This is a genomic window from Thermoclostridium stercorarium subsp. stercorarium DSM 8532 (assembly GCF_000331995.1).
Taxonomy (GTDB): domain Bacteria; phylum Bacillota; class Clostridia; order DSM-8532; family DSM-8532; genus Thermoclostridium; species Thermoclostridium stercorarium.
Window position 1 is genome coordinate 311,540 of record NC_020134.1, and the last position, 13,400, is coordinate 324,939.

A 13,400-nucleotide genomic window follows, 5' to 3' on the forward strand; every position below is an offset into this window, starting at 1 on the left:
GAGTTTTTTAGGTTTGTGAACGCAATTTAGCAGTAATGAAGACTCAAATCTTTTTTTGTTAATATGGAGCGAAGGGAAATGAAGAACTGTATTTATGTAAAGGGCGCACGGGAAAATAATTTAAAAAACATTGACGTGGAGATACCCCGTAACAAGATGGTTGTAATTACCGGCCTGAGCGGGTCGGGTAAATCTTCGCTGGCTTTTGACACTATCTACGCCGAAGGGCAGAGAAGGTATGTGGAATCACTGTCCTCATATGCCCGCCAGTTTTTAGGGCTTATGGAAAAACCGGATGTAGAATATATAACCGGGTTGTCTCCTGCAATTTCAATAGATCAGAAGACCACAAGCCGCAATCCACGTTCAACGGTGGGAACGGTAACCGAAATATATGATTATTTAAGGCTTCTTTATGCCAGGATCGGTGTTCCCCACTGCCCAGAATGCGGAAGAGAAATAACCCAGCAAACGGTGGATCAGATGGTGGACAGTATAATGGCCATGGAGGAAGGAACAAGAATACAGCTTCTTGCGCCGGTGGTAAGGGGAAGAAAGGGCGAATACGGCAAATTGATTGCCGATACAAAGCGAAACGGTTTCGTGCGGCTGCGCATCGACGGGGAAATAGTGGATGTACATGAAGACATAAAACTTGACAAAAATAAAAAGCATTCCATTGAAATTGTTGTGGACAGACTGGTAGTAAAGCCTGGAATCCAAAAAAGGCTTACCGATTCAATTGAAACGGTTCTGCGGTTGTCTGACGGTTTGCTTTTGGTGGATGTAATAGGCGGAGAAGAGATATTATACAGTCAGAATTTTGCATGTCCCGATTGTGGGATCAGTGTTGAAGAACTTACGCCGCAAATGTTTTCATTCAACAGTCCTTTCGGGGCATGCCCGGCATGCAGCGGGCTGGGGGTTTTTAAAAAAATTGATCCTGACCGTGTGATTTCCGACTACTCAAAATCACTGGCAGAAGGCGCGATAGACGCCGGAGGATGGAATTTCAGCAACAGGGAAAGTTACGCTTATGCATATCTTGTAGCGCTGGCCAAACATTACGGTTTTGATATTAACACACCTGTAGGAAGACTGCCTAAAAAGATACTGGATATCATATTATATGGTACCGGAAATGAAAAGATAGAAGTTACCAGGGAAAGCGAAAACGGGAGCCAAACCTTTTATGCGCCGTTTGAAGGCGTGATAACGAGCATGGAAAGACGCTACATGGAAACCGATTCCGACGCGGCAAAGGAGTATTATGAAGAATACATGGCGGAGATCCCATGTCATGTATGTAACGGGGACAGGCTGAAAAAGGAAAGCCTGGCGGTTACCGTTGGAGGAAAAAACATTGCAGAAATAACCAAAATGTCGGTAAAAGAATGCATTGATTTTTTCTCATCCTTAGATCTCACCGAGAAAGAAAAACTTATTGCCGCTCCGATATTGAAAGAAATTAAAGCAAGGCTGAGTTTTCTTGTTAATGTGGGCTTGGACTATCTTACGCTGGCCCGGTCCGCGGGGACGTTGTCGGGAGGAGAGGCCCAGCGCATCCGCCTGGCTACACAGATAGGCTCAGGGTTGACGGGCGTGCTGTATGTGCTGGACGAGCCAAGCATAGGCCTTCATCAGAGAGACAATGACAAACTTCTGGCCGCGCTGAAAAAGCTCAGGGATGCAGGTAATACGTTGATAGTTGTGGAACATGATGAAGACACTATGCGGAACGCCGATTATATCATTGACATGGGGCCTGCCGCCGGCGTGCACGGAGGGAATATAGTTGCCCAGGGAACACTGGAAGACATAATAAACCATCCGAACTCAATAACAGGGCAGTATTTAAGCGGCAGAAAAACGATAGAAGTACCTGAAAAACGAAGGACACCAAATGGAAAAACACTGGAAATCATAGGTGCGTGTGAAAATAACCTTAAAAACATAAATGTCAGTTTTCCGTTGGGGCTGTTTATCTGTGTAACCGGTGTCTCGGGTTCGGGAAAAAGCACTTTGGTGAATGAGATTTTGTACAAGGCGCTTGCCGCAAAGCTGAACGGTGCAAAAACCAAGGCGGGCGCTCATAAGGAGATAAGAGGTATAGATAACATTGACAAGGTTATCGAGATAGATCAAAGCCCGATAGGAAGAACCCCGCGTTCAAATCCCGCTACCTATACTGGTGTGTTTGATCAGATAAGAAGCCTTTTTGCGTCAACGAATGACGCGAAAATGCGTGGTTATGGCCCCGGAAGGTTCAGTTTCAATGTCAAGGGAGGCCGGTGTGAAGCCTGCAGGGGTGACGGGCTTATAAGAATTGAAATGCACTTTCTGCCCGATGTTTATATTCCGTGCGATGTATGCAAGGGTAAAAGGTATAACCGTGAAACCCTTGAAGTTAAATATAAAGGAAAGAACATTGCAGATGTTCTCGATATGACCGTGGAGGAAGCAGTGGAATTTTTTAAGAATATACCGGGTATCAGCCGAAAACTGGAAACCCTTAGGAACGTAGGGCTTGGATATATAAAACTGGGGCAGTCGTCAACGACGTTATCGGGCGGAGAAGCGCAGAGAGTAAAACTGGCAACCGAACTTGCGAAAAAAAGTACCGGCAGGACTCTTTATATACTGGATGAGCCGACAACCGGTTTGCACATAGCTGATGTGCACAAACTGGTAAATGTGCTTCATGAGCTTGTTAATGCGGGTAATACCGTAATTGTAATAGAACACAACCTTGATGTAATTAAAACTGCGGATTATATTATTGATCTGGGGCCCGAGGGCGGTGACGGAGGCGGAAACGTTGTAGCCACGGGTACACCTGAGATGGTGGCACAGAATCCCAATTCATATACCGGACAATATTTAAGGCGGCTTAAAGAAATCAGTTGCCGTCTGAATAATAATTAGGCAGGGTGGTAATTATGAAATCCTTCAGAAAAGAGCTGGTAATCCATACTCCTACTAGAAGGGCGTTTGTCAATATTACCCCGGAAGTTGAAAAATGTGTAAGGGAAAGCGGAATTAAGGAAGGGCTTTGCCTTGTAAATGCAATGAATATAACTTCAAGCGTTTTTATTAATGATGACGAACCGGGCCTTCACATGGATTTTGAAAGATGGCTGGAAAAGCTTGCTCCCGAAAAGCCTTACAACCAGTATGCGCATAACGGCTATGAGGACAACGCCGATGCCCATTTGAAAAGAACGATTATGGGCCGGGAGGTGGTTGTGGCCGTGACCGACGGAAAGCTTGATTTTGGAACGTGGGAGCAGATATTTTACGGCGAGTTTGACGGGAAAAGGGACAAAAGGGTACTGATAAAGATAATAGGGGAATAGATAAAAACTTTTTCCTGTTATTTCTTTCAAACTATTGACTTGAATCAAAATTATGGTATTATTGAATTCAGATGGACTTATGACCATGGTTTAAGTTCGTAAGAAGCTTTTTGAGATTATATCAATTAAATAGAGCCATTCTTCAGGGATCGGTGAAATTCCGTACCGGCGGTGAAAGCCCGCGAGCCTTAAAAGGGTTGATCCGGTGAAAGTCCGGGGCCGACAGTTAAAGTCTGGATGGGAGAAGAATGTTTTTTATTGCGAAAAAAAAGCCCTGAAGTTTGATATTTCAGGGTTTTTTTTGCTCATAAATTAAAAAAATGTATATGTGAGGGATGATGTTTATGAATAACCTGGTTAAACATAATGATACCGGAAGCGATGCAAAGGACAGAATTGAGACCTTTACCATTGTCAAAATCTCAATTCTGGCAGCAACTGCCGCATTACTGATGCTTTTTGAGATACCTGTCTTTTTCACCCCGGGTTTCTATAAGCTTGACTTCAGTGAAGTTGCGGTCCTGCTGGGGGCCTTTTCAATGGGACCCGTGGCGGGTATTGTAATTGAAGCGGTTAAAATACTTCTGAATTTTGTCATTGACGGTTCGATGACCGCAGGGATCGGGGAACTTGCCAATTTTCTTATGGGATGTTCGTTTGTGGTGCCCGCTGCAGTCATATATAAAAGAAACAAAACAAGAAAAGGCGCAATAATGGGTTTAACGGCCGGAACAGTGGTAATGGTTATTTTCAGTGCGTTTATGAATCTGTATGTTCTTCTTCCCGTATATGCCGCGGCGTTTAAAATGCCGATTGATGCGATAGTACAAATGGGAACAAAGGTAAATTCCGCCATAAAGGACATATATACGCTTGTATTGTTTGCAACGGTACCTTTTAACATACTGAAAGGATTTTTGTCGTCGCTGATAACCGTTCTGATTTATAAAAAATTATCGCCTGTTTTACACCGCTGAAAATGTAAATTTTCAATACACGGAGGATACCAATGAAAGACAATGAAAGACCATGTAAATCGGTACAGGATTCCATTGTGGAAATGACCGAGCTGGTACTTCCGAACGATGCAAATATACTGGGCAACCTGCTCGGCGGCAGGCTAATGCACTGGATTGACATAGCAGGAGCATTAACCGCATCAAAACATTCCAATTGTGTTGTTGTAACTGCGGCATTGGACAGCCTTGATTTCAAGCACCCTATAAAAGTCGGGGAAATGGTACGCCTGAAATCGAGGATTACATGGGTGGGGAACACTTCAATGGAAGTGAAGGTGGAGGTATACGGAGAAAATTTGCTGACCGGGGAAGTGAGAAAGACCAATGAAGCATATCTGACTTATGTAGCCCTTGACCGAAACGGTAACCCCACTCAGGTTCCAATGCTTTACCTTAACACGGATGAAGAAAGGAAAGAATTTGAAAAGGCGGTTCGGAGGCGTGAAATGCGGCTGAAAAGAAAAAATAATCCTGAAGGTGAAAGTTAAAAGAAAATAATGGATTTTCAGTAATTATACGATATAATATATATAACGAATTATAATATGTACAGGAAATTACAGTATTACAGAAGAAGAGGGTGCATCTATGACGTTTTCGATAGAAGTAATTAAGGAAAAGTGTATGGATCCCGTTTTCTGGCTGAATGTTTCGGTTTATGGCCATAATATCAAGGTCAAGGATGCAAAAGTCGAAGTAATAAGACGTGCCCCGAAGGTAACCTTTAATTATCCTGATGAATTAAAAGACGTATTGGCACCCACAGATCAGAAAAAGCTTGAACTGGAAATGCTGAACAAAATTGTGGAATACCTGATTGAAACTTCCAAGGACAGCATAATACGTGCGCCTTCGAAGTAATGGGTACTGAAGCATCAGGGCGTGTTCATAACCCTGCTTTTTGAAGCCTTCAGTTTGGGCTGGAACTGAAAATTACCCGCGGTATCAATGTAAGCGTAAAAAATATCCCGCGGGTTGTCCCAGCCGTTTTCCTTAAGTTTCCCGACAAGCCAATCCATGTCAAGTTTGGCCAGTTTCAGATTATGGGTAATTACGATGCCGTCAATTATGAGGTCAAGTGACAGCCCTTCGTATTTGGTTTCTATTCCGAGATCTTCAGGCGTAACCGGTCTTTTCTGGGACTTAAGTACTACGCTTAACTGACCGTTGGTTTCGAGGATTCCATATTCGACGTCGGATATGTTCTGTATGTTTAGCATTCTCAGCTGTTCCAGAAGATCGTTTATCGTGTATAATTCCTTTTTCAGGTTTTTCTCCAGAATTTTCCCGTTTTTAATTACTATTCTCGGACGTCCGCATATTATGGTTCTGACAGTAAGACTTTTAATCGACAGCAAAGATAACAGAAACTGGCACAGCACAAGAACGCCGATGGCCAGTAGTCCATGCAAAATGTTTGTGTTGCCTTCTGTCAGCGGAAAAACTGCCAGTTCTGAAATCATTATGGCTATTGCAAATTCAAACGGCTGAAGTTCGCCGATCATCCTTTTGCCCATCAGGCGCATGGAAACAATAACCACAAGATACATCAGGGCTGTTTTCCAGACAATATCGAAAAACATGGGGTCCCTCCTGAAACTGTTTGTTTTATTATCTTTCCAATTCGCAGCTGATTATATTCAGGAGAGACATGTTTTGTGTCATGCTATCCCTTAAGAAGCTCCTCAAGTGAGGGACACTCTTCCCTTAACAGCGAAAACAGCTCCAAATCGTGATATTTCCCGTTATGAAACGTGGCCCGGCGCATAGTTCCTTCATAAGTAAATCCACAGTGCTCGGCAACCTTCCGGCTTCCGATATTGCCTTTCATACAGTTTACCTGAATGCGGTTTATCGGATAGCAGGCGAAAAGATAAGCGCAGAAAAGCCTCAATGCTTCGGACATGTAACCCTTGCCGTAATATGAAGGATGAAACAGTTCATATCCCACTTCAAAACCGGCCTGATAGTCAAGGCCTTTGAAGTACAGCAATTCACCGAGATAAACCTCATTATTGAGGTCCATTATAAGCATTCGGCCTTCGCTCGGCCCCCATAAGCCTGTTTTTTCAAACTCGCTTTTGAAGTCCTTCTCCGAAGGTATTACAAGATGCCAGTACGGTCCTTTGTTATTTATATTGCAAATAAGATCGTAAACAATATCCAGTTCTTTTTCACGAATGGTTCTGAGTAAAACCTTTTTCCCTTTTATCATGTTGTTTTCCCTTCTTTTTTTTAATGTTATTGCCTGTTGTTATCAGAAATATTATACATTATTATTACCCCTTTATAAGCAAAAAGTCTAAAATGTTTTGTCCAAACGAGTAAGGCAGTGATTTTGGCTAATGAGGCAAAGCGCAGCTTGCGTTATTTGCCGCCATGCTGTAATATTATTACATTGGGAATAATATCAGGCCGGTTTGGCACATGATTAAAAATGAACCTATGGAGGGGATTCGGATGTATTATCTGGGAATCGATTTGGGAGGAACCAATATTGCCGCAGGAATAGTAAACGATAACTTTGAATTTGTTGCAAAAGGAAGCGTTCCGACGAAAAGAGGCGCTGAATACACAGAAATAATCCGCGACATGGCCCAACTTTCGCAAAAACTCATTCTTGATGCGGGATTGACAGTGAATGATATTGAATATATTGGTATCGGAAGCCCGGGTGTATGTGACAAGGAAAACGGAATTTTGCTGTATGCGAATAACTTAAATTTCTATAATGTGCCAATGGTAAAGGAAATGCAAAAACATATATCGTTGCCGGTTTACATAGAAAATGACGCCAACTGCGCAGCGTTGGGAGAAAGCCTTGCAGGTGCGGCAAGGGACGTTTCCGATTCGGTTACAATAACTCTTGGTACGGGCATAGGAGGAGGCATTGTAATAAATAAACGCATTTTTACCGGGTTTAACGGAATGGCGGGAGAAATAGGCCATACCCTTTTCGCATTTGACGGTGAACCCTGTACCTGCGGAAGAAAGGGATGCTGGGAAGCATACGCCTCCGCAACCGCACTGATAAGGCAAACCCGGATCGCCGCCGAGAAGAATCCGGACTCTGAAATTAACCGTCTTGTTGACGGGAACCTTGATCTGATAAATGCCAAAACGGCTTTTGACGCAATGAGGTTAGGGGATGAAACAGGGAAAAAAGTTGTTGAAAATTATATAAGATACCTTGGCGAAGGAATTGCAAACATTATTGTAATTCTGCAGCCCGAGAAGGTGGTTATCGGCGGAGGTATCAGCAAAGAGGGCGAAACTCTCCTGGCTCCGCTCAGAAAAGTGGTAAAGGAAAATCTTTATTATAAAGGGGATGATGTTCCTCAGGCACAGATTGTTAAAGCCGAACTGGGAAATGACGCAGGCATAATAGGAGCTGCAATGCTGGGGCTGCAGGGACGAATATGAAAGGTTGATAAAGGTGGGCTTTAAAAGGATAAAGCTTGTTATAGAATATGACGGCTCCTTCTTCCATGGGTGGCAGGTCCAGAACAACCAGCTTTCGGTCCAGGGAGAGATTGAAAAAGCAATTTTTAAAATAACCGGGGAAAAAGTAAGCGTAACGGGTTCGGGCCGCACAGACGCCGGTGTTCATGCCTTCGGCCAGGTAGCCCATTTCGACACCCAATCGCGAATACCTGCTGAGAAATTCGCCGTGGTGCTTAATACCGTACTTCCTCCCAGTATTGCGGTGATTTCTTCAAAGGAAGTTTCCCCAGATTTCCATGCCAGGTTCTCCGCAATAAAAAAGACATATAAATACAAAGTCCTGAACCGGCCGATGCGTTCTCCAATTATGGACAAACGTGCATGGCATGTGCCATGGCCTCTCGATATTGAAAGCATGAACAGGGCAGCGGCTTATTTTATCGGCCGGCACGATTTTACCGCATTCTGTGCAAGCGGACATAACGTGAAGAATTTCGTGCGGGAGATCTATGTTTCGGAATGGACAGAGGAAGAAGGATGCTTTGTTTACACCGTAACAGGAAACGGTTTTCTTTACAACATGGTTCGGATAATGACAGGGACAATGGTTGAAGTGGGTTTAAATAAAAGGTCTGCTGAAAACATACCTGAGCTTTTGGAAAAAAAGAACAGGCGGCTGGCCGGAATTACCGCACCCCCTTACGGGCTTTACCTGTGGGAGGTATTCTATGATGAGGAAAATCCCAACGGGAGGCCCGGTCGGGAGGAGTGCTTCGGGGGTGATGATGAATGAAATTAACCGGCAGAATATACAGGGGAAGAGTATTATTGATGGAGGATGAGTATGCCTTAAGCGGGGAAGGAAAGTTCCAGAAACAGCTGGAGCAGTCTCTTGTGGAATTGTGCAGAAAAATGGGAATATCGGTTCCGATGTGGCTTGGAAAAAATACAAGGGAGTTTGCCAGATACAGATGGACGTCCTTTCAGAATGATCAGTTTCTCGAACCCGTAAATTTCGACAGGTTTGAAATACGCCTTGAGGATGTTTGAATTTTTTTCTTTCCATGCTCTCTCATGGATAATGAAATGTTAAATTTCGGACAAAACCGCGTTTAAGCGGTTTTTTTATGTTTATGAAGTCAGTGTCCCTTATAATCGTTATTCATCCCTTTACCTGAAGCAGTTGAATGAAACAATAGACAAGTATTACAGCGATTTGGAGAGATTTGCCCTTTATGACCCGGGCCAAATGTAATCGAATCTGATTAATTTGTTCTTTTTTATGTTCAAATTATAAATATGTGGTATAATACGGTTTGAAAAAATTTAATGAGGGCAAACAATAGGCATATTTCCGTGAAAACAACAGCAGTACCGCGATTCCGGGCGTTGGAAACATTCTTTGACGGAAAGGCGTGATTGTGGCAAAATCCTGTTCAAAAAAAATAATAAAGCATTGACAACTGGATGCAGATATGATAAAATCGTATACTGCATTATCGTATTGTGTCCATGCATATCTTTATCCGGGAAATATGAGACGTTATTATTATAACATATATATGCGTAGGGTACAATATAGTTTATGGCAAATAAAAAGTAAAAATTATAATAGATTGGGAGACTGATAGCGTTTGAACTGCGAGAATGTAATCCTTAACAGATGGTTTAGATTGGATCATGTGATGTGGATAACGCGGTTTTCCTAATCTATTTTTGTTGTTTTTAGGAGAATATATACTGCTTTTTTAATTATATATACATATATTTGCTGCTTATGTTTTGTATTTAGTGTTTTCTGATGCCTATTAAATTATGCGGAAGTGTCTAATGAAAAATGAATAGATAACATTATGAGGTGATATTGGATGGTACATCCTGTGAAACTGGGTCGAACAACCCGCATGAGCTATTCTAAGATTGAAGAAGTTCTTGAAATGCCAAATCTGATTGAAGTTCAGAAAAATTCCTATCAGTGGTTCCTGGATGAAGGTTTGAGAGAAGTCTTAAGAGATGTTTCCCCGATAACCGACTATACCGGCAACCTGATTATGGAATTCATTGACTATTCGTTAGATCTCGATAACATAAAATATTCGATTGAAGAATGCAAGGAAAGGGATGCCACCTACTCCGCTCCGCTGAAGGTTAAAGTACGCCTTATCAACAAGGAGACCGGAGAGGTTAAGGAACAGGATATATTCATGGGAGATTTCCCGCTAATGACCGAAACCGGGACTTTTGTGATAAACGGAGCCGAACGTGTTATAGTAAGCCAGCTGGTCCGTTCGCCCGGTGTTTACTATTCTATGGATCGCGACAAGTTGGGTAAAAAACTTTATTCCACTACCGTTATACCCAACAGGGGAGCATGGCTTGAATACGAGACCGATTCCAATAACGTGGTATATGTCAGAATCGACAGAACAAGGAAACTACCGATAACCGTTTTGCTGAGAGCACTGGGGTATGGAACCGATGCCCAGCTTATGCAGCTTTTCGGCGAAGAAGAAAAACTTTTGGCCACAATTCAGAAAGATAATACGAAAAGCGAAGAAGAAGGCCTTCTGGAAGTATACAAGCGCCTGCGCCCTGGCGAACCACCGACGGTTGAAAGTGCAAGCGCTCTGCTGACAGGTCTGTTCTTTGACCCGAAGAGGTATGATCTGTCCAAAGTGGGTCGTTATAAATTCAATAAGAAACTCGCACTGGCTGCGAGAATTCGCAATCACATAGCAGCGGAAGACATAGTTGACGGGCAGACCGGCGAAATACTTGTTGAAAAGGGCCAGGTTATTACCAGCGAAGTGGCATGGCAAATTCAGAATTCGGGAGTAAATGTCGTTAACCTGGATATTAACGGAAAGACGGTAAAGGTTATAGGCAATAACACCGTAGACATTCAGCCGTATATTAATTTCGACGCCGCATCGGTAGGGATTAACGAAAAGGTAAGATACGACGTTCTTAAGGAAATCCTTAATGAATACGACAATGATGAGGATATCAAGCGGGCAGTTATTGAAAACAAGGACCTTCTCATACCGAAGACCATTACCATAGAAGACATTGTTGCCACGGTAAACTATATATTCGGTCTGGATTACGGAATTGGTTCCCTTGACGATATAGACCATTTGGGGAACAGAAGATTGCGTTCGGTCGGTGAACTGCTTCAGAACCAGTTCCGTATAGGTCTGGCAAGAATGGAACGGGTAATCCGTGAAAGAATGACAATCCAGGATCTTGACGCTGTGACACCTCAGGCGCTGATCAATATACGTCCTGTTGCAGCTGCAATCAAGGAGTTCTTCGGAAGTTCGCAGCTTTCACAGTTCATGGATCAGACTAACCCGCTGTCAGAGCTTACTCATAAACGCCGTCTGAGTGCTCTTGGCCCCGGTGGATTGTCCCGTGAACGGGCAGGTTTTGAAGTCCGCGACGTTCACCATTCCCACTATGGAAGGATGTGCCCGATAGAAACCCCTGAAGGCCCGAATATAGGTCTTATCAGCTCGTTGAGCACATATGCAAGGGTTAACGAATATGGTTTCATTGAAGCGCCGTACAGAAAAGTGGACAAAGCAACCGGACGGGTTACGAATGAAGTGTATTACATGACGGCGGACGAGGAAGACGGATATGTAATTGCCGAGGCCAACGAGCCGCTGGATGAGGAAGGGCGCTTTATTAATAAAAAAATAGGATGCCGTTACCAGGATCAGATCATAGAGGTTAGTCCCGATCAGGTTGACTTCATGGATGTTTCGCCTAAACAGCTTGTTTCGGTTGCTACATCGATGATTCCGTTCCTCGAAAACGACGACGCAAACCGCGCCCTGATGGGATCCAACATGCAGCGCCAGGCTGTTCCTCTTATCCGTACCGAAGCGCCTATTGTTGCCACGGGTATTGAGTATAAAGCAGCCATAGATTCCGGCGTTTGTGTTCTGGCAAAGGCCGACGGTGTTGTGGAAAGCGTGTCCGCGACCGAGATTGTGATCCGCCGTGAGGACGGCAAAAAGGATGTATATAAATTATTGAAATATAAGAGATCTAACCAGGGAACATGTATTAATCAACGTCCCATTGTCAGAAGAGGGGATATTGTCAAGAAAGGCGACGTGATAGCCGACGGACCGTCCACCGATCAGGGCGAACTGGCGCTGGGAAGAAACGTTCTGATTGGTTTCATGACGTGGGAAGGATATAACTACGAGGACGCCGTTCTTATAAGCGAAGAACTGGTCAGGGACGATGTTTATACGTCAATTCACATAGAAGAATATGAAGCAGAGGCCCGTGATACAAAGCTGGGACCTGAGGAGATCACCAGAGATATTCCGAACGTGGGCGAGGATTCGCTGAAAGATCTCGATGAACGCGGAATCATACGTATCGGTGCTGAAGTGCGCGCCGGCGACATACTGGTCGGAAAGGTAACGCCTAAGGGAGAAACCGAGCTTACCGCCGAAGAAAGACTTTTACGTGCGATATTCGGTGAAAAGGCAAGAGAAGTGCGTGATACATCGTTAAGGGTTCCGCACGGTGAATCGGGTATTGTTGTTGACGTAAAGGTATTCTCCCGTGACATGGGCGACGAGCTTCCGCCCGGAGTAAACCAGCTTGTGCGTGTTTATGTTGCCCAGAAGAGAAAGATATCTGTCGGTGACAAAATGGCAGGGCGACACGGTAACAAGGGTGTTATTTCCAGGATTCTGCCTGTGGAAGATATGCCGTTCCTTCCCGACGGAACTCCGCTGCAGGTTGTGTTGAATCCCCTTGGCGTTCCGTCGCGTATGAATATCGGTCAGGTACTGGAAGTTCACCTGGGATATGCGGCAAAAGCCCTTGGATGGAAGGTTGCCACACCGGTATTTGACGGTGCCACCGAAAATGACGTTATTGAAACCCTGAAACTTGCCGGACTGCCTGAGGACGGGAAAACTGTTCTGTACGACGGGCGTACCGGAGAGCCCTTTGACAGCAGGGTAACCGTGGGTTATATGTATTACCTGAAACTTGCCCACCTGGTAGATGACAAGATCCATGCCCGTTCAACAGGTCCTTACTCCCTTGTTACACAGCAGCCTTTGGGCGGAAAGGCACAGTTCGGCGGACAGCGTTTCGGTGAAATGGAAGTTTGGGCATTGGAAGCATACGGTGCGGCGTACAGCCTGCAGGAACTGCTGACCGTCAAGTCCGACGACGTGGTTGGGCGTGTAAAGACCTATGAGGCTATTGTCAAGGGTGAGAACGTACCGGAGCCGGGTATACCCGAATCCTTTAAAGTTTTGATCAAGGAGCTTCAGAGCCTCTGCCTGGACGTTAAGGTATTCTCCGAAGAACATAATGAAATTGAGATTAAGGAATCGGTGGACGACGATTATGATGAACTGGAAGTAAATCTTGAAGGACGCGAAGGTGAGGAAATCCCAAGGATTGAAGAGGATTACGGCACCGATTCCGGCTCCGAAACCGATGCCGATATTGATTCCGATACCGACGCTGATGATTTCATCGACGATGACTTCAGTGTGGACACCGACCTTGACAGTCTAGAGGATGCTGAAGAACTGGA

10 protein-coding genes, 1 pseudogene and 1 riboswitch are annotated in these 13,400 nt (G+C 44.3%); of the genes and pseudogenes, 9 read left to right on the forward strand and 2 right to left on the reverse strand.

Annotation, left to right across the window (positions count from 1 at the left end; all coding sequences use genetic code 11):
- Positions 1–78: 78 nt before the first annotated feature.
- The 5 genes from uvrA (at position 79) to CST_RS01345 (ending at position 5,236) form a co-directional block, all read left to right on the forward strand.
- Positions 79–2,925 carry an excinuclease ABC subunit UvrA gene (gene uvrA / locus CST_RS01325; RefSeq protein WP_015358008.1) on the forward strand — a complete coding sequence of 949 codons (2,847 nt, stop codon included), beginning with the start codon at positions 79–81 and terminating at the stop codon, positions 2,923–2,925.
- A gap of 14 nt (positions 2,926–2,939) precedes the next feature.
- The gene (locus CST_RS01330) at positions 2,940–3,356 is read left to right on the forward strand and encodes a secondary thiamine-phosphate synthase enzyme YjbQ (RefSeq protein ID WP_015358009.1); all 417 of its coding nucleotides are present in this window, start codon (positions 2,940–2,942) and stop codon (positions 3,354–3,356) included.
- A 134-nt stretch (positions 3,357–3,490) separates the two neighbouring features.
- A riboswitch (FMN riboswitch) is annotated at positions 3,491–3,609 on the forward strand.
- A gap of 91 nt (positions 3,610–3,700) precedes the next feature.
- Positions 3,701–4,333 (forward strand): ECF transporter S component, encoded by a 633-nt coding sequence (locus CST_RS01335; RefSeq protein ID WP_015358010.1) that lies wholly within the window; start codon positions 3,701–3,703, stop codon positions 4,331–4,333.
- Between the two features lie 32 nt (positions 4,334–4,365).
- Complete coding sequence (locus CST_RS01340; RefSeq protein ID WP_015358011.1) at positions 4,366–4,863, forward strand: acyl-CoA thioesterase; 498 nt, start codon at positions 4,366–4,368, stop codon at positions 4,861–4,863.
- A 100-nt stretch (positions 4,864–4,963) separates the two neighbouring features.
- Complete coding sequence (locus tag CST_RS01345) at positions 4,964–5,236, forward strand: hypothetical protein (RefSeq protein WP_015358012.1); 273 nt, start codon at positions 4,964–4,966, stop codon at positions 5,234–5,236.
- 14 nt (positions 5,237–5,250) lie between these two features.
- Here CST_RS01345 and CST_RS01350 read toward each other — a convergent pair whose 3' ends face one another.
- Positions 5,251–5,958, reverse strand: coding sequence for a DUF421 domain-containing protein (locus CST_RS01350; protein WP_015358013.1), 708 nt, complete (start codon positions 5,956–5,958; stop codon positions 5,251–5,253).
- 83 nt (positions 5,959–6,041) lie between these two features.
- Positions 6,042–6,590, reverse strand: a complete 549-nt coding sequence (locus CST_RS01355; protein WP_015358014.1) for a GNAT family N-acetyltransferase — start codon at positions 6,588–6,590, stop codon at positions 6,042–6,044.
- A 245-nt stretch (positions 6,591–6,835) separates the two neighbouring features.
- Between CST_RS01355 and CST_RS01360 the strand changes: the two genes are divergently transcribed.
- From CST_RS01360 to rpoB, 4 genes and pseudogenes are all read left to right on the forward strand, one after another.
- A complete protein-coding gene (locus CST_RS01360; protein WP_015358015.1) occupies positions 6,836–7,798 on the forward strand; it encodes an ROK family protein in 963 nt (320 codons plus the stop codon).
- Between the two features lie 13 nt (positions 7,799–7,811).
- A complete protein-coding gene (gene truA, locus CST_RS01365; protein ID WP_015358016.1) occupies positions 7,812–8,612 on the forward strand; it encodes a tRNA pseudouridine(38-40) synthase TruA in 801 nt (266 codons plus the stop codon).
- Positions 8,609–8,869 carry a hypothetical protein gene (locus CST_RS01370; protein ID WP_015358017.1) on the forward strand — a complete coding sequence of 87 codons (261 nt, stop codon included), beginning with the start codon at positions 8,609–8,611 and terminating at the stop codon, positions 8,867–8,869. Before truA ends, CST_RS01370 begins: the two co-directional genes overlap by 4 nt.
- 818 nt (positions 8,870–9,687) lie before the next feature.
- Positions 9,688–13,243, forward strand: a pseudogene (gene rpoB / locus CST_RS01375) (DNA-directed RNA polymerase subunit beta); the annotation flags it as partial.
- Positions 13,244–13,400 lie beyond the last annotated feature (157 nt).

Bases quoted from the DNA above. Each gene is read 5' to 3' on its own strand.
- CST_RS01345 (WP_015358012.1), top strand. From the start codon at position 4,964: ATGACGTTTTCGATAGAAGTAATTAAGGAAAAGTGTATGGATCCCGTT.
- CST_RS01335 (WP_015358010.1), top strand. From the start codon at position 3,701: ATGAATAACCTGGTTAAACATAATGATACCGGAAGCGATGCAAAGGAC.
- CST_RS01340 (WP_015358011.1), top strand. From the start codon at position 4,366: ATGAAAGACAATGAAAGACCATGTAAATCGGTACAGGATTCCATTGTG.
- CST_RS01350 (WP_015358013.1), bottom strand. From the start codon at position 5,958: ATGTTTTTCGATATTGTCTGGAAAACAGCCCTGATGTATCTTGTGGTT.
- CST_RS01360 (WP_015358015.1), top strand. From the start codon at position 6,836: ATGTATTATCTGGGAATCGATTTGGGAGGAACCAATATTGCCGCAGGA.
- CST_RS01330 (WP_015358009.1), top strand. From the start codon at position 2,940: ATGAAATCCTTCAGAAAAGAGCTGGTAATCCATACTCCTACTAGAAGG.
- CST_RS01370 (WP_015358017.1), top strand. From the start codon at position 8,609: ATGAAATTAACCGGCAGAATATACAGGGGAAGAGTATTATTGATGGAG.
- uvrA (WP_015358008.1), top strand. From the start codon at position 79: ATGAAGAACTGTATTTATGTAAAGGGCGCACGGGAAAATAATTTAAAA.
- CST_RS01355 (WP_015358014.1), bottom strand. From the start codon at position 6,590: ATGATAAAAGGGAAAAAGGTTTTACTCAGAACCATTCGTGAAAAAGAA.